Source organism: Streptomyces sp. NPDC002817, assembly GCF_053592055.1.
On sequence record NZ_JBSFUY010000006.1, the window covers coordinates 150,769 to 165,695 of the forward strand.

Sequence of the window (14,927 nt, forward strand, 5' to 3'; positions counted from 1 at the left end):
CGAGAGATCGTGAGCGGGTCCCGGTCAGCCGGGCGCCACGAACCCCGACTCGTACGCCGCGATCACCGCCTGCGTGCGATCTCGCACCCCGAGCTTCGCCAGTACGCCGCTGACGTGGGACTTCACCGTCTCCGTCCCGACGATCAGCCGCTCGGCGATCTCCGAGTTGGACAGCCCGCGGGCCATCAGCCGCAGCACCTCGGCCTCCCGTTCGGTGAGCTGGGCCCGCTCCATCGCCGCCCGGGCCGCACGATTTCCGCCACCCTCGGCGTACTCGGCGGCGAGCTGCCGCACCGACGCCGGGAACAGCAGCGACTCACCCTCGGCCACCAGCCGTACCGCGTGCACGATCTCGGCCGGCCGGGCCCGCTTCAGCAGGAACCCGTCGGCTCCGGCCCGCAGCGCCTCGTACACGTACTCGTCGTTCTCGAACGTCGTCACCACCAGGATCTTCGGCGGCTCGTCGATCGTCCGCAGCACCGCGCGCGTGGCCTCGATCCCGTCCAGCAGCGGCATCCGTACGTCCATGGCGACCACGTCGGGCCGCAGTCGACGCACCAGCGGGATCACCGCGGCCCCGTCCGCCGCCTCCCCGACGACCTCGATGTCGGGCTGGGCCTCCAACACGGCCCGCAGACCCGCGCGTACGAGGGGTTCGTCGTCGACGAGGAGAACGGTGACCGGCATCCGGCCAGGGTAGATCAGCGCAGTGGCAGCTCCACCCGCACCTGCCAGTCGCCCCGGTCGGGGCCGGTGTGCGAGCTGCCGCCCAGCAGGGCCGCGCGCTCGCGGATGCCGCGCAGACCGCTGCCGCGGCCCGGGCCGGGTATGTCGGCCGTCAGTGGATTGCGGACCTCCAGAGCGAGGCTGTCCTCCACGACCGCGATGCGCACCCGGACGGGGACGGCCCCCGCGTGCCGCAGCACATTGGTCAGCGATTCCTGGAGGATGCGGTACCCCTCGCGGGAGACCGGTCCGGGCAGTGTGTCGACGGGCCCGGTCAGCTCGGCGTCGACCTTCGCGCCGGAGGCGCGGGCGGACTCCAGCAGACGGTCGCAGTCCGTCAGCGTCGGCCGGCCGCTGACCGGCCGCTCGGACTCGCGCAGGATCCCGAGGACCCGTTCCAGGTCCTCCAGGGCCGCCCGGCCGGTCTCCTCGATCGCGCCCAGGGCACGATCGGTGAATTCGGGATCACCGGCCGCGCGGGCGGCGCCCGCCTGGACGACGGCCACGGTCAGCGCGTGGCCGATGGAGTCGTGGAGCTCGCGGGCGATGCGGGTGCGCTCCAGGAGCTGCTCGGTGCGCTCCTCCAGGGCAGCCATGCGATCGGCCGGAGAGGGGCCCAGGAGACGGCGGGCGAGCGCGGTGATGAGCCGGCCCGAGCCGACCACCGTCACCGCCAGCGTGATCAGCGCCGGAGGCACGAGCAGGACGTGCCACCAGGCGTGGCCGTGGAGCGGGACCAGCAGTCCCTCCCCGACGTCACGGCCGAACGCCGACGACACCAGGTCGACGGAGGCGATGAGCAGCTGGACGGCGAACACCGAGGTCGCGCAGCCGATCAGCAGCCGCGCCTCCAGCCATACGACGACCCGCCCCCGGTCGCCCCAGGTGGCGGATGGCGAGACGACGATGTCGGTGCCCGCGCTGTCATGCCGGTGGCCGGTCAGCAACAGCCGGGCCTGCAGACCCTCCACGGTGCGCATCGCGGGCACCAGCCCGACCGGAGCGAGGACCACGGCCGCCATCACCCAGGTCCACCAAGCCTCCTGGATGAACAGCCACATGCTCGGCCACACGATCGCGATGAACAGATGCAGCAACCGTGTGTACGTCACCGCCCGGCCGAACGGGCGCAGCAAACGGACCATTCCGTCATCGTGCCAGCCGCCACTGACAGCGAGCCTCCCCCGCACGGGGGAGACGATCTCCACCCGTGGGGGAGGCCCCGCCCCCGCCCCACCGGCCAGGCTGCAACCATGACCAGCATCGAAGTCCAGAACCTGACCAAGGAGTTCGGCACCCGACGAGCCGTGGACGACCTCACCTTCACCGTCCTCCCCGGCCGCGTCACCGGCTTCCTCGGCCCCAACGGAGCCGGAAAGTCCACCACCATGCGGCTCGTGCTCGGCCTCGACCGGCCGACGTCCGGCACCGCCACGATCGGCGGCCGCGCCTATGCCGGCCTCGGCGAACCCCTGCGTCACGTCGGCGCCCTGCTCGACGCGCAGGCCGCGCACGGCTCCCGCACCGGCCGCGACCACCTGCGCACGCTGGCCGCGAGCAACCGCATCGCGGACAGCCGCGTCGACGAACTGCTGGAGGAGACCGGCCTCGCCCCGGTGGCCCGGCGCCGGGTGAAGACGTACTCCCTGGGCATGCGCCAGCGGCTCGGCATCGCGGCCGCGCTGCTCGGCGACCCCGAGGTGGTCATGCTGGACGAGCCCTCCAACGGCCTGGACCCCGAAGGCATCATCTGGATCCGCGGGCTGCTGCGCCGGCTCGCGGGGGAGGGGCGCACGGTCCTGGTCTCCAGCCACCTCATGAACGAGACCGCGTCCTTCGCCGACCACCTCGTGGTCCTCGGCCGGGGCAGGCTTCTCGCCGACACCCCGATGCGCGGGTTCATCCACGCACGCGTGCAGCCACGGGTACGGATCCGCACCACGGACCCCACCACCCTCAGGACCGTCCTGGCCGAACACGGTCACGACGCCGCGGAGCACGAGGACGGGCACTGGACCGTGCACCACGCGCGCGTGGACGAGATCGGCCGCCTCGCGTCCGCCGCGGGCATCCCGATCCTCGAACTGGCCTCGGAGGAGGGCACGTTGGAACAGGCCTATCTGGACCTCACCTCCACGGAAGCCGAGTTCACCGCACAGCCGCAGGAGGCCTGACATGTCCTACGCACCCGTTCTGCACGCCGAGTGGCTGAAGATCCGTACGCTCCGCTCACTCCCCGGGGCGCTGCTGGCGCTGTTCGCGGCGACCACGGCGTTCTCCGCGCTCGCCGGGGCCTCCGAGACGTCCGACCCCGACTTCGACCCGCTGTTCACGGCGTTGTCCGGGGTCGCGCCCGGTCAGATCGCCGCGATCTCCTTCGGCGCCATGGCCGTGTCCTCGGAGTTCCACGGCGGTGCGCTGCGGCTCTCGCTCGCCGCGGTGCCGCGGCGCGGACGGTGGTACGCGGCCAAGGTGACCGCGATCGCCGCACCGACCCTGGTCGTCGGGCTGATCACCGCCCTTGCCGCGCTCCTCGTCGCGAAGGCGGGCCTGGGCGACGCGGCGAGCGGCCTGACCGCGGGTGAGCAGGCACGCGGCGTAGTGGGCTGCGGCCTCTACCTCATGCTGATGGCGCTGCTCGCGGCCGGCCTCACGGCCCTGCTGCGCAGCGGGGTGGGCGCGCTCTCCCTGCTGATCCCGTTCGTCCTCGTCGTCTCGTTCGTGATCGGGGACGCGGTGGGCGGCGCGACGGATTTCCTGCCGGACCGGGCGGGACAGGTGGTCCTGTACGAGACCTACGACGGTCGGATGGGGCCCTGGGCGGGTCTGGGGGTGACCGCGCTGTGGACGGCGGCGGTACTGGTGGCGGGCGCGTGGAGCGTGCGGCACAGGGACGCCTGACGGCACGCCAGTTGTCAGTGGGACCCGGTTTACTGGATCGCATGAACATCGCGCAGTGCCTCGCCACGATCGACCTGCTGTGCGCCCGGGAGTTTCCCGCGGTGCCCGGCAGGACGGAGTTCGGCACGGCAGGACCCGGCTTCCACATAGCCGAGTTAGAGACGAGTGGCGACTTCCACGAGGACGACGGGACGGAGCGGGAGGAGACCGAGGCGCAGTACGAGCGGGACAAGGACGGCCTGGCCGAGCGGTTGACCGAGCGCTGGGGCGCGCCGCGGGACTTCAGCCTGTACAGCGTCTTCGAGCGGTCCACGGAAGGCGAGGAACTGGCGGAGCCCTGGGCGTCGCTCAGTTCGCACGTGCCCGACGTGCACCTGTGGAAGTCGACGGACACGGGCCGCTGGATCGCCCTCGGAGTATCCCAGTGGGACACCGAGTTGCCGTTCCAGCTCCTGGCCGTCGTCACGGCCGTCGCCCCGGAGTGACCCGGCGGGCCGCTAGCCCTCGGCCGCCACCCGCAGCCGGCCGAACTCCTCCGCCATCGTCGCCGCCGTCCAATGCGCGTTCAGCCCGCTCGGATTCGGCAGCACCCACACACGCGTGTCCCCGAACGTCCGCTCCTGCGGCCCGACTTGGGCCTTCCTGTCGTCGAACGCCGCCCGGTACGCGGTGACCCCGACCACCGCCAGTCGGCGGGGCCGCAACCGCGCCACCTTGAGCGCCAGTTGCCGCCCGCCCTCGCGATACTCCTCCGCGCTCAGCTCGTCCGCCCGCGCGGTCGCCCGCGCCACGACGTTCGTGATGCCGAGCCCGTACGACAGCAACTCCTCCTGCTCCGACGGCTTCATCAGACGGGGCGTGAACCCGGACAGGTGCAGGACCGGCCAGAAGCGGTTGCCGGGACGGGCGAAGTGATGCCCCGTGGCGGCGGTCATCAGACCCGGGTTGATGCCGCAGAACAGCACCTGGAGACCGTCCGCGACGACGTCCGGTACCAGACGGTCACGGGCGGCCTCCAGCTCCGCGGGGGTGAAGCGCGTCATGCCGTGCGGCGGATCAGAGGATCGCGCCGGGCGTGTATCCGGCGGCCTCCGGGTGCTGCTTCACGATCTCCTCGATCCGGCCGACGACCACACCGACCTGGTCGGCCGCGGCGCCCGTGAAGGAAAGCTTGTCCGCCATCAGCGCGTCCAGCTGCGCCCGGTCGAGCGGGATGCGCTCGTCCGCGGCCAGCTTGTCGAGGAGCTCGTTGCGCTCGGCGCCCTGCTCGCGCATCGCGAGCGCGGAGGCGACGGCGTTCTCCTTGATCGCCTCGTGCGCGACCTCACGGCCGACGCCGGCACGCACCGCGCCCATGAGCACCTTGGTGGTGGCGAGGAACGGCAGGTAGCGGTCCAGCTCGCGGGCGACGACCGCCGGGAAGGCGCCGAACTCGTCGAGGACCGTCAGGAACGTCTCCAGCAGACCGTCGAGCGCGAAGAACGCGTCCGGCAGCGCGACCCGGCGCACCACCGAGCAGGACACGTCGCCCTCGTTCCACTGGTCGCCCGCCAGTTCGCCGGTCATGGACGCGTAGCCGCGCAGGATGACCATGAGGCCGTTGACGCGCTCGCAGGACCGGGTGTTCATCTTGTGCGGCATCGCGGAGGAGCCGACCTGGCCCGGCTTGAAGCCCTCGGTCACCAGCTCGTGCCCGGCCATCAGCCGGACCGTCTTGGCCAGCGAGGACGGCGCCGCCGCCAGCTGCACCAGCGCGGTCACGACCTCGTAGTCCAGCGAGCGCGGGTAGACCTGGCCGACCGAGGTGAACGCCTGAGAGAAGCCCAGGTGCCGGGCGATCCGCTGCTCCAGGTCCGCCAGCTTCGCCGCGTCGCCGCCGAGCAGGTCGAGCATGTCCTGCGCGGTGCCGACCGGGCCCTTGATCCCGCGCAGCGGGTAGCGGCCGAGCAGCTCCTCGACCCGGCCGTGGGCGACGAGCAGTTCGTCGGCGGCGGTCGCGAAACGCTTGCCGAGGGTCGTGGCCTGCGCGGCGACGTTGTGCGAGCGGCCGGCCATGACCAGCTCGCCGTACTCGCCGGCCAGCTTGGCCAGGCGGGCCAGGACGGCCACCGTACGGTCGCGCATCAGCTCCAGCGAGAGCCGGATCTGGAGCTGCTCGACGTTCTCGGTGAGGTCGCGCGAGGTCATGCCCTTGTGGACGTGCTCGTGCCCGGCGAGGTCGTTGAACTCCTCGATCCGCGCCTTCACGTCGTGCCGCGTGACCTTCTCGCGCTCGGCGATGGAGGCCAGGTCGACGGTGTCCAGGACACGCTCGTAGTCGGCGATCGCCGCGTCCGGCACCTCGATGCCGAGGTCCTTCTGGGCCCGCAACACGGCGAGCCAGAGCTGCCGCTCCAGCTTCACCTTCTGCTCGGGCGACCAGAGCGTGGCGAGCTCGGCGGAGGCGTAGCGTCCGGCGAGGACGTTCGGGATGCGGGGCTTGGCGGGAGCGGAAGTCACGTGTACGGATTCTACTGGCGATTCGTGCAGGCCAGCGCCACGGATACCTTCGGCGGAAGCTACGAGACCTGCGTCACGTCGAGTTATGCCGCCGGCCCCTCGTAGGGCAGCAGGTCGGGCCGCTTCGCCGGCAGGCCGTCGCCCGAGGAGCGGCCCGTGAGACGCCGGCCGATCCAGGGGAGCAGGTACTGCCGGGCGAACCGGGCGTCCGCGACCCGTCGCGCGGCCCAGCCCGGCGGCAGCGTGGCCGGCATCGGCGTACGCCACTCGGTGTCGTCGGGGTCGTAGCCCAGTGTCTGCCAGACCGCCTCGGCGACGCGGCGGTGGCCCTCCGCCGTGAGGTGCAGCCGGTCCACGTCCCACAGGCGCGGATCGCCGAGGGACGGCGCCCCGTACAGGTCGACGACGATCGCGTCGTGCTTCTCGGCCAGCCCGTCGACGCACTCGAAGAGCTCTTCCATGCGCGGCCGGAAGCGCTCCAGGACCGGCCCCTGGCGGCCCGGGCTGCGCATCAGCACGAGCCGCTCGCAGGACGGGGCGAGCCGTTCCACGGCCTCGGTCAGCAGAGCGCGTACCCGCCCCATGTCGCACTTGGGCCGCAGGGTGTCGTTCAGCCCGCCCACCAGCGTGATCACGTCGGGCCGCATGGCCACGGCCACCTCGACCTGCTCCTCGACGATCTGCTGGATGAGCTTGCCGCGCACCGCGAGGTTGGCGTACCGGAAGCCGGGCGTCACCGCGGCCATCCGGCCGGCCAGGACATCGGCCCAGCCCCGGTAGGAGCCGTTCGGGAGCAGGTCCGACATGCCCTCGGTGAAGGAGTCGCCGAGGGCGACGAGGCTGGTGTGTGTGGGGTTCTTCTCCATGGCGGAGAAAATGCTAACCCGTTCACATACCCGGCGGTCGGTCGGCCTCCCCGGACCACCGGCGGGGCCCCGCCCCGATCCCCGCCCGGACCCCCGGCCGGGCCCTCAGGCCCGCTGTCCGAACAGCTCCCGCAGCACGTCCTCCATCGTCACCAGTCCCGCCAGCCGCCCGTCGCCCCCCAGCACCGCCGCGACATGCGTACGACTGCCCCGCATCGCCGTCAGGACGTCGTCCAGCGGCGTGCTCTCCCGCACGCGCGCGATGGGCCGCATGTCCCGGACCTGGAACGCCAGATCCCGCGGGGAGGCGTCCAGCGCGTCCTTCACATGCAGATAGCCGAGGATGCGCCGTCCGTCGTCCACCACCGGGAAACGGGAGAATCCGGACTCGGCCGACAGCCGCTCCAGCTGCTCCGGAGTGACGCCCACGCGCGCGTAGACGACCCGTTCCAGCGGGAGGACGACATCGCGCACCGGTCGGCGGCCCAGTTCCAGGGCGTCGTGCAGCCGCTCCCGGGTCCGGTCGTCGATCAGGCCCGCCTCGTCGGAGTCCTTGACCAGCCGGGCCAGCTCGGCGTCCGAGAAGGTCGCCGTGACCTCGTCCTTGACCTCGACCCGCAGCAGCCGCAGCAGGGTGTTGGCGAAGGCGTTGATCGTGAAGATCACCGGCCGCAGCGCCCGGGACAGCGTGACCAGCGGGGGGCCGAGCACCAGCGCGCTGCGCACCGGCTCCGCGAGCGCGATGTTCTTCGGCACCATCTCGCCGAGCAGCATGTGCAGATACGTCGCCGCGGCGAGCGCGATCACGAACGACACCGCGTGTCCGGCGCCCGTCGGCACACCGAGCGCGTGGAACACCGGCTCCAGCAGGTGCGCGATCGCCGGTTCGGCGACCACACCGAGGATCAGCGTGCACAGGGTGATGCCGAGCTGCGCCGCCGCCATCAGCGCGGACACATGCTCCAGACCCCACAGCACGCTCTTGGCGCGCCGGTCGCCCTCCTCGGCATAGGGCTCGATCTGCGAGCGCCGTACGGAGATCAGTGCGAACTCGGCGCCCACGAAGAAGGCGTTGACGACGAGGGTCGCCAGACCGATCAGCAACTGGATCGCGGTCACTTCCCGGCCTCCCCTTCGAAGGATTCGGACGTGTCGTCGAGCGGAGCGTGCAGCAGCACGCGCGCGGCCCTGCGCCCGGAGGCGTCCACCACGTCCAGCCGCCATCCGACGACCTCCGCGGTGTCGCCGATGACCGGGATACGACCGAGCTCGGTCGCCACGAGGCCGGCAAGGGTCTCGTACGGCCCCTCGGGCGCCCTCAGGCCCACGCGCGCGAGGTGGTCGATGCGTGCCGAGCCGTCGGCCGAGTACAGGACGCGGCCCTCGTCGTCGGTCCCGGCCGCGGCCAGGTCGGGTGTCTCGTGCGGGTCGTGCTCGTCACGGACCTCGCCGACGACCTCCTCGACGATGTCCTCCAGCGTGGCCACCCCGGCCGTACCGCCGTACTCGTCGATCACCACGGCCATCGTGCGCTTGCCGGACAGCCGGTCGAGCAGTCGGTCCACGGTCAGTGACTCGGGGACGAGCAGCGGCTCGCGCATCAGTTCGGAGACGGGGACACGGGCCCGGCGCTCGGCCGGGACCGCCAGGACGTCCTTGATGTGCGCGGTGCCCACGACCGAGTCGAGGTTGCCGCGGTAGACCGGGAACCGGGACAGGCCCGTCGCGCGCGTGGCGTTCGCGACGTCCTCGCAGGTCGCCTGGGCGTCCAGGGCGATGACCTGCACGCGCGGCGTCATCACGTTCTCCGCGGTCAGGTCGGCGAGGTTCAGGGTGCGTACGAACAGTTCGGCGGTGTCGGCCTCCAGCGCGCCCTCCTTGGCGGAGTGCCGGGCCAGGGCGGCCAGCTCCTGCGGCCCGCGCGCGGCGGCCAGCTCCTCCGTCGGCTCCACGCCGAAGAGACGCACGATCCGGTTCGCCGTGTTGTTGAGGTGGGTGATGAAGGGCCGGAACGCCGCGCTGAACCAGCGCTGTGCGTTGCCCACCCGCTTGGCCACGGCCAGCGGCGAGGAGATCGCCCAGTTCTTCGGCACCAGCTCGCCGACGACCATCAGGACGACGGTCGACAGAGCCGTACCGAGCACCAGCGCGACCGACGAGGCCGCCGAGCTGGAGATGCCCAGGGACTCCAGCGGACCGGCGATCAGCTTGGCGATCGACGGCTCGGCGAGCATGCCGACCACCAGGTTGGTGACGGTGATGCCGAGCTGTGCCCCGGAGAGCTGGAAGGTCAGATTGCGTACGGCCTTCAGGGCGCCCGACGCGCCCCGCTCGCCGCGCTCCGCGGCCCTCTCCAGGGCGCCGCGCTCGACCGTGGTCAGCGAGAACTCGGCGGCGACGAAGGCACCGCAGGCCAGCGAGAGCAGGATCGCCACGAGCAGGAGGAGCACTTCGGTCATCGGGTCACCTCCGTCCCATGATCGGACAGGGTGCGGGGTATCGCGCGATCTCGCGTACTACTGGGAGGCTCGCCCATGGGCGGACGCTCACACCTTTCATTGGAGGACCGAGTGGTCCCCCAATGTTAAAGGACCGGCAAAGGGGGTCGGACGGTGAGGCGCTGCCCCGATCAGGCGGTGAGGCGCGTCCCCCCGGTCAGTCGGTGAGGTGCTTCACCCAGCGCCGCCACTTCTCCTCGGGCGCGTACCCGGCGGCCCGCCACGCATGCTGCCCCGTCTCGTTGCGCACCAGCACCATCGCGTCCGCCCGGCGCCCGCCGAGCCGTACGAACCGCTCCTCCGCGGCCGTGAGCAGCGCCGAGCCGATGCCCTGGCGGCGCCGCTCCGGGTGCACCGCCAGCCGGTACAGATGGCAGCGCCAGCCGTCGAAGCCCGCGATCACCGTGCCGACCAGCTCCCCGCCCCGCTCGGCCAGGATCAGCGCCTCGGGGTCACGCGCCACGAGCCGCTCCACGCCGTCCCGGTCGTCGCTGATGCTCGTGCCCTCGGCGGCGGTCTTCCAGAAGGCCAGTACGGCGTCGAGGTCCGCGGGCGCGGCGGCGCGAATATGCAGTTCCGTCATACGGAGATCCCATCACGCACGCCGGACGGGTATGCGCCGAATTTCAGCATGCGGACGGTCACCTGCCGCCCAGCTCCGCGACGACCGGAGCGAACGCCTCCATGTACGGCTCCAGGACGGTCAGGTAGGTGAAGCCGTACGTCTCGCGCTGGGCCAGCACCTGCGCGGTGATCTGGTCCAGGGTGCCGACCAGGAGGATGGGCAGCTCCAGCGCCTGCTCCACGGTCGCGTCCGGCACCCGTTCCACGAGCGGTGCCACGGCGGCCGCGCGGTCGTCGGTGACGGCCACCATCTGGACGAGGAGGTTCAGCTCGGCCGGTTCCTTGCGGTCGGCCGCCAGCTCCTTGTACCGGGCGAGACGTGCCGCGAAGTCCGCGTTGGCCATCGGCACCAGCTTTCCCTCGGTGCTTCCCGGTACCAAGGTCGCTCCCGTGAACGCCGCGATGTCGGCGTGCTCGGCGGCGAGCCCCAGCATCCGCTCGCCGTTGCCGCCGAGCATCAGCGGCACCTCCGAGTCCAGCAGCCTCCCCAACTCCTCGACGGTGCGCTGAAGATGGTCCACACGCGCGCGCGGCGAGCCGAAGGGCAGCCCAGCCGCGTCGTGCTCCGCCTGTACGTACCCCGTGCCGAGCCCGAGTTCGAGGCGCCCGCCCGTCAGCGCGTCGGTCGTGGCCACCTCACGCGCGAGCAGCGCCGGGTTCCAGAAACCGGCGTTGAGCACGAAGGTGCCCAGCCGCGGCCGGTCGGTCGCCCCGGCCGCCGCGACCAGCGCCGGGAACGGGGCGGGCATGCCCAGGTGGTCGGGGACCAGGATCACGTCGTACCCGAGCTCCTCGGCCCGGCGGCACTTGGCCCGCCACTCGCCGGCGGGCGCGGGATCGATGAAGCTGACACCGAAGCGGAACGGACGCGGCATGAACTCTCCTCGTGCGCGGGCGACTTGAGATCACACCGATTCCATCACTCGCCGACGACGGCCGCCACCGCGCTCCTCACTCGTGCGCGATGGCCGCCAGCACGTTCATCCGCGACGCCCGCAGCGCCGGCAACAGCGCCGCCACGACACCCACCACCGCCGAGCCGACCACGACCGCGACGATCGTGGCCCAGGGGATCGCCAGCGCCGACATGCCCTGCAACGCCAGCACCTGCTGGACGCATACCCCCCACACCAGGCCGAGCGCCAGCCCGAGGACCGCGCCGAACACGGCGATCACCACCGACTCCAGGCGGATCATCCGGCGCAGCTGACGCCGGGCGAGCCCGATGGCGCGCAACAGCCCGATCTCCCGGGTGCGCTCCACCACCGACAGGGCGAGGGTGTTGACCACGCCGAGCACCGCGATCACGATCGCGAGCCCGAGCAGCGCGTACACGAGGTAGAGCAGGACGGCGATCTGGTCGTGGACCAGGTCCTTGTAGTCGGCGATGTCACGCACCTGGACCTGCGGATACGGGTCGAGTGTCTTCTCCAGGTTCGCGCGCAGCTTGTCCGAGCCGGTGCCGGAGGCCGCGTTGACGTAGAGCCCCGAGTCCTGTCCGCCGGGCGCGTACCGCTGGAGCGTGTCCAGGCCGAAGTAGATGCCGCCCTGCGTCCCGAAGCCTTCGGCGGACTCCTGGTCGGTGAGGGCGCCCACGGTCAGCTCGGCCGTTTTCCGGCTCTGGAACTCCACGGGGATCGTGGAGCCGATCCGCACGCCGTGGTCGCGTGCGAAGTCCGCGTCCATGGCGATGCTTCCGGAGGCGAGCGCCGCCGTGGTGTCGCCCTGTGCGTACTTGATGTCGGCGACGTCGTCGAGCTGCGGGTCGTAGGCCGCCGCGGTCGTCTTGACGCGGTCGCCGTCCGGCAGCCGTACGGCGACCGGAGCGAACTGCGAGCGGACCACGAGCCCCACGCCGTCCGTGGCGCGGACCTTTTCGGTGACCTCCTGCGGGAAGGGCACGAAGTTGCTGTTCTGGATGACGAAGTCGGCGCCCAGGGTGTCGTCGATCTGCTGGTCGAAGGACTTGGTCATGGAGGCGCTGGCGACGGACATTCCGCCGACCAGGGCGAGTCCGACCATCAGGGCGCCCGCGGTGGCGCCGGTGCGGCGGGGGTTGCGCAGGGCGTTGCGCTGGCTCATCCTGCCGATCGAGCCGAACAGCGCGGGGAACGCCCCGCCGAGGACACGGATGACCGGGCGCACGAGCAGCGGTCCCGCGATCACGGTGCCGATCAGTGTCAGGACGACACCGAGGCCCAGCAGGGACGCCGCCGACGACGTGTCCGACGAGAGGACGCAGCCCAGCAGGGCTGCCGCGCCGGCCCCGAAGACGACGCCGCCCACCAGGGCGCGCACCTTCAACGGCCGTCCCACGCCCGCGATCTCGGCGTCCGCCAGCGCGGCCATGGGCGAGACACCGGCCGCGCGCCGGGCGGGAAGGTACGCCGCCACGAAGGTGACGCCCACGCCCACGACGTACGCGGCGACCGGGGTACCCCAACCGATCACCATCTCGCTCGACTTGATGTTCATGCCGAGCGTGTTCATCAGCGCGATGAGCCCGGCGGCGAGCCCGATGCCGGTCGCGAGCCCCAGCGTCGAGCCGACCACACCGAGCAGCATCGCCTCGGTCAGCACCGAGCGGCGCACCTGGCGCCGGTCGGCGCCCAGCGCCCGCAACAGGCCCAGTTCCCGGGTCCGTTGGGCGATCAGCATCGAGAAGGTGTTGACGATCAGGAAGACACCGACGAGGACGGCGATGCCCGCGAAGCCGAGCATGACGTACTTGATGACGTCGAGGAATCCGCCCAGTGACTCGACATCGGACTTGGCCTGCTCGTCGGCGGTACGGATCTCGTGGTCGCCGGTGCCGATCGCGGCGGCCACGCGCTGCTTCAGCTGCGCGTCGCTCACGCCGTCCTTCGCGTCCACGGAGATGCCGGTGGCCGCGTCCGCGTCGCCCAGCAGCTTGGTCTGCGCGGTCGGAGTGTCCAGGAAGAGCAGGGTCGCCCCGGGGTTGGTGGTGGTGAACGTGGCGATACCGACGAGCCGGACCTTGAAGGTGCCCTGCGGTCCGATGACGCTGAGCGTGTCACCGATCTTCAGGTCCTTGCGCTCGGCGGACTCCGAGTCGAGCAGGGCCTCGCCCGCGCCGTGCGGGGCATGACCCGAGGTGAGCTCGACAGGACTGCGCGGACCCGGGCTCCAGTCGGTGCCGATGGTGGGGGCGCCGGTGGTCGAGCCGACCGCCTCGTTCTTGCTGTCGGCGACGGTGATGTTCTGGACCTCGGCCTCCAGGCGCGCGTCGGCGACCCCGTCGATCCGGGACACCCGGTCCAGGAGCGAGGCGGGCAGGGTGGCCGTCATGCCGGAGGGGATCGCCTCGTCCAGTTCCTCGCGCGGGCTGACCGTGACGTCGGGCGCGGTCGAGGCGAAGAGCCGGTCGAAGGTGCGGCTGAGCGTGTCCGAGAAGATCAGGCTGCCCGCGACGAACGCCACGGACAGGACGACGGCCAGCGCGGACAGCAGCAGCCGTCCCTTGTGGGCGAGGAAGCTGCGGAGCGTCGCCTTCAGCACGGCCTCAGTCCTTGTCGAGGGAAGGGGCGTCCGCGGGTGCGGTCCCCGGTGGCGGGCTCTCCTCGTGGTGCCCGCGGATCACGTCGAACCGCTTCATGCGTTCCAGGACGGCCTCCGCCGTGGGCCGCTCCATCTCGTCCACGATCCGTCCGTCCCCGAGGAAGAGGACCAGGTCGGAGTGGGCGGCGGCGCCCGGGTCATGGGTGACCATGACCACGGTCTGGCCCAGTTCGTCGACGGCCTCGCGCAGAAAGCCGAGGACCTCCAGACCGGCCCGCGAGTCCAGGTTGCCGGTCGGCTCGTCCGCGAAGATCAGCTCGGGCCGGGAGGCCAGCGCCCGGGCACACGCCACGCGCTGCTGCTGGCCGCCGGAGAGCTGGGCGGGCCGGTGCTTGAGCCGGTCCCGCAGCCCCAGGGTGTCGATGACCTGGTCCAGCCACTTCTCGTCGGGTTTCTTGCCCGCGATGTCCATGGGCAGGGTGATGTTCTCGGCCGCGTTCAGGGTGGGGATCAGGTTGAACGACTGGAACATGAACCCGATCCGGTCCCGGCGCAGCCGCGTCAGATCACGTTCCTTCAGCCCCGTGATCTCGGTGTCGCCGAGCCAGACCTGGCCGGCCGACACGGTGTCCAGCCCGGCCAGGCAGTGCATCAGCGTGGACTTCCCGGACCCCGACGGACCCATGACCGCGGTGAACCGGCCGCGCGCGATCTCCACGTCCACCGAGTCCAGGGCGATCACCGATGTCTCGCCCGAGCCGTACGCCTTGGTCAGACCGTGGGCGCGGGCCGCGATCCCGTCGGCCGACGCATGGCCCGGGGCGTGCTCCGCAGCAGGTGTGGACAAGGCCGCCTCCTCAAGGACGTGCCGACTCCTCGGTCCCGGCCGAGGGTAGTGTGATCCACCCCACATCCGAAATCCCCCTGGGGTGCCGGTCGCTCTCCATCGCAGGTCGGGTCCCTGATTTCCGTGTAAGGGGCACACTTAAGGGGCGGGCCCCGTCGGACGCGCCCTTGCCGCTGCTAGCACTCCGGCGCTAGCGTCGAGGTATGGCGAAGACCCAGCTGAACGTACGAGTGGACGAGGGCACGGCCCGCGCCGCTCGCGAACGCGCCCTGGCCCGCGGGATGAGCGTCAACCGCTACATCGAAGAACTCGTCAAGCAGGACACCGGGGAGGTCGGCCACACCTTCGTGGAGGCCGCCGCCGACTTCATGAAGCAGTACGAGAACGTCTTCGCCGAGGAACTGGGCGGCGAACGCGAGGGCTCGCGCGAGGGTCGTCACTGAACCG

The 14,927-nt window shown here is 71.5% G+C and carries 15 protein-coding genes; 4 read left to right on the forward strand and 11 right to left on the reverse strand.

Annotation, left to right across the window (positions count from 1 at the left end):
- Positions 1-24 precede the first annotated feature (24 nt).
- Together ACWD3I_RS14165 and ACWD3I_RS14170 are read right to left on the reverse strand one after the other, a co-directional pair.
- The gene (locus ACWD3I_RS14165) at positions 25-687 is read right to left on the reverse strand and encodes a response regulator transcription factor (RefSeq protein ID WP_365405725.1); all 663 of its coding nucleotides are present in this window, start codon (positions 685-687) and stop codon (positions 25-27) included.
- Between the two features lie 14 nt (positions 688-701).
- Positions 702-1,871 carry a sensor histidine kinase gene (locus ACWD3I_RS14170; protein WP_365405728.1) on the reverse strand — a complete coding sequence of 390 codons (1,170 nt, stop codon included), beginning with the start codon at positions 1,869-1,871 and terminating at the stop codon, positions 702-704.
- A 108-nt stretch (positions 1,872-1,979) separates the two neighbouring features.
- Here ACWD3I_RS14170 and ACWD3I_RS14175 point away from each other — a divergent pair, with 108 nt between their 5' ends.
- Genes ACWD3I_RS14175 through ACWD3I_RS14185 form a run of 3 tightly spaced genes read left to right on the forward strand, consistent with a single transcriptional unit; the run spans position 1,980 to position 4,112 of the window.
- Entirely contained in the window at positions 1,980-2,900 is a 921-nt protein-coding gene (locus tag ACWD3I_RS14175; RefSeq protein ID WP_365405731.1) for an ABC transporter ATP-binding protein, read from the forward strand.
- 1 nt (position 2,901) lies between these two features.
- Complete coding sequence (locus ACWD3I_RS14180) at positions 2,902-3,627, forward strand: ABC transporter permease (RefSeq protein ID WP_365405734.1); 726 nt, start codon at positions 2,902-2,904, stop codon at positions 3,625-3,627.
- Between the two features lie 41 nt (positions 3,628-3,668).
- Complete coding sequence (locus tag ACWD3I_RS14185) at positions 3,669-4,112, forward strand: hypothetical protein (protein ID WP_365405737.1); 444 nt, start codon at positions 3,669-3,671, stop codon at positions 4,110-4,112.
- A gap of 12 nt (positions 4,113-4,124) precedes the next feature.
- Here the strand turns inward: ACWD3I_RS14185 and mug are convergent, their stop codons facing one another.
- From mug to ACWD3I_RS14230, 9 genes are all read right to left on the reverse strand, one after another.
- Complete coding sequence (gene mug / locus ACWD3I_RS14190; protein ID WP_365405740.1) at positions 4,125-4,670, reverse strand: G/U mismatch-specific DNA glycosylase; 546 nt, start codon at positions 4,668-4,670, stop codon at positions 4,125-4,127.
- A 13-nt stretch (positions 4,671-4,683) separates the two neighbouring features.
- Positions 4,684-6,126, reverse strand: coding sequence for an adenylosuccinate lyase (purB, locus tag ACWD3I_RS14195; RefSeq protein WP_365405743.1), 1,443 nt, complete (start codon positions 6,124-6,126; stop codon positions 4,684-4,686).
- 83 nt (positions 6,127-6,209) lie between these two features.
- Positions 6,210-6,992, reverse strand: coding sequence for an SGNH/GDSL hydrolase family protein (locus tag ACWD3I_RS14200; protein WP_365405746.1), 783 nt, complete (start codon positions 6,990-6,992; stop codon positions 6,210-6,212).
- Positions 6,993-7,097: 105 nt separating this feature from the next.
- Positions 7,098-8,111 carry a hemolysin family protein gene (locus ACWD3I_RS14205; RefSeq protein WP_365405749.1) on the reverse strand — a complete coding sequence of 338 codons (1,014 nt, stop codon included), beginning with the start codon at positions 8,109-8,111 and terminating at the stop codon, positions 7,098-7,100.
- Positions 8,108-9,451 (reverse strand): hemolysin family protein, encoded by a 1,344-nt coding sequence (locus ACWD3I_RS14210; RefSeq protein WP_365405752.1) that lies wholly within the window; start codon positions 9,449-9,451, stop codon positions 8,108-8,110. The genes ACWD3I_RS14205 and ACWD3I_RS14210 overlap by 4 nt, the downstream gene beginning before the upstream one ends.
- 196 nt (positions 9,452-9,647) lie before the next feature.
- Positions 9,648-10,073 carry a GNAT family N-acetyltransferase gene (locus tag ACWD3I_RS14215; RefSeq protein ID WP_365405755.1) on the reverse strand — a complete coding sequence of 142 codons (426 nt, stop codon included), beginning with the start codon at positions 10,071-10,073 and terminating at the stop codon, positions 9,648-9,650.
- A gap of 58 nt (positions 10,074-10,131) precedes the next feature.
- Positions 10,132-10,989 carry an LLM class F420-dependent oxidoreductase gene (locus tag ACWD3I_RS14220; RefSeq protein ID WP_365405757.1) on the reverse strand — a complete coding sequence of 286 codons (858 nt, stop codon included), beginning with the start codon at positions 10,987-10,989 and terminating at the stop codon, positions 10,132-10,134.
- 76 nt (positions 10,990-11,065) lie between these two features.
- Complete coding sequence (locus ACWD3I_RS14225) at positions 11,066-13,633, reverse strand: ABC transporter permease (RefSeq protein WP_365405760.1); 2,568 nt, start codon at positions 13,631-13,633, stop codon at positions 11,066-11,068.
- 4 nt (positions 13,634-13,637) lie between these two features.
- Positions 13,638-14,480, reverse strand: a complete 843-nt coding sequence (locus tag ACWD3I_RS14230; RefSeq protein ID WP_365405763.1) for an ABC transporter ATP-binding protein — start codon at positions 14,478-14,480, stop codon at positions 13,638-13,640.
- Positions 14,481-14,683: 203 nt separating this feature from the next.
- Between ACWD3I_RS14230 and ACWD3I_RS14235 the strand changes: the two genes are divergently transcribed.
- Positions 14,684-14,923 carry a hypothetical protein gene (locus tag ACWD3I_RS14235; protein WP_046263397.1) on the forward strand — a complete coding sequence of 80 codons (240 nt, stop codon included), beginning with the start codon at positions 14,684-14,686 and terminating at the stop codon, positions 14,921-14,923.
- Positions 14,924-14,927: the final 4 nt, after the last annotated feature.

What these genes read in the sequence shown, in the direction of transcription:
- ACWD3I_RS14165 (WP_365405725.1), bottom strand. Translation starts at nt 687, where the DNA reads ATGCCGGTCACCGTTCTCCTCGTCGACGACGAACCCCTCGTACGCGCG.
- ACWD3I_RS14170 (WP_365405728.1), bottom strand. Translation starts at nt 1,871, where the DNA reads ATGGTCCGTTTGCTGCGCCCGTTCGGCCGGGCGGTGACGTACACACGG.
- ACWD3I_RS14175 (WP_365405731.1), top strand. Translation starts at nt 1,980, where the DNA reads ATGACCAGCATCGAAGTCCAGAACCTGACCAAGGAGTTCGGCACCCGA.
- ACWD3I_RS14180 (WP_365405734.1), top strand. Translation starts at nt 2,902, where the DNA reads ATGTCCTACGCACCCGTTCTGCACGCCGAGTGGCTGAAGATCCGTACG.
- ACWD3I_RS14185 (WP_365405737.1), top strand. Translation starts at nt 3,669, where the DNA reads ATGAACATCGCGCAGTGCCTCGCCACGATCGACCTGCTGTGCGCCCGG.
- mug (WP_365405740.1), bottom strand. Translation starts at nt 4,670, where the DNA reads ATGACGCGCTTCACCCCCGCGGAGCTGGAGGCCGCCCGTGACCGTCTG.
- ACWD3I_RS14200 (WP_365405746.1), bottom strand. Translation starts at nt 6,992, where the DNA reads ATGGAGAAGAACCCCACACACACCAGCCTCGTCGCCCTCGGCGACTCC.
- ACWD3I_RS14210 (WP_365405752.1), bottom strand. Translation starts at nt 9,451, where the DNA reads ATGACCGAAGTGCTCCTCCTGCTCGTGGCGATCCTGCTCTCGCTGGCC.
- ACWD3I_RS14215 (WP_365405755.1), bottom strand. Translation starts at nt 10,073, where the DNA reads ATGACGGAACTGCATATTCGCGCCGCCGCGCCCGCGGACCTCGACGCC.
- ACWD3I_RS14220 (WP_365405757.1), bottom strand. Translation starts at nt 10,989, where the DNA reads ATGCCGCGTCCGTTCCGCTTCGGTGTCAGCTTCATCGATCCCGCGCCC.
- ACWD3I_RS14235 (WP_046263397.1), top strand. Translation starts at nt 14,684, where the DNA reads ATGGCGAAGACCCAGCTGAACGTACGAGTGGACGAGGGCACGGCCCGC.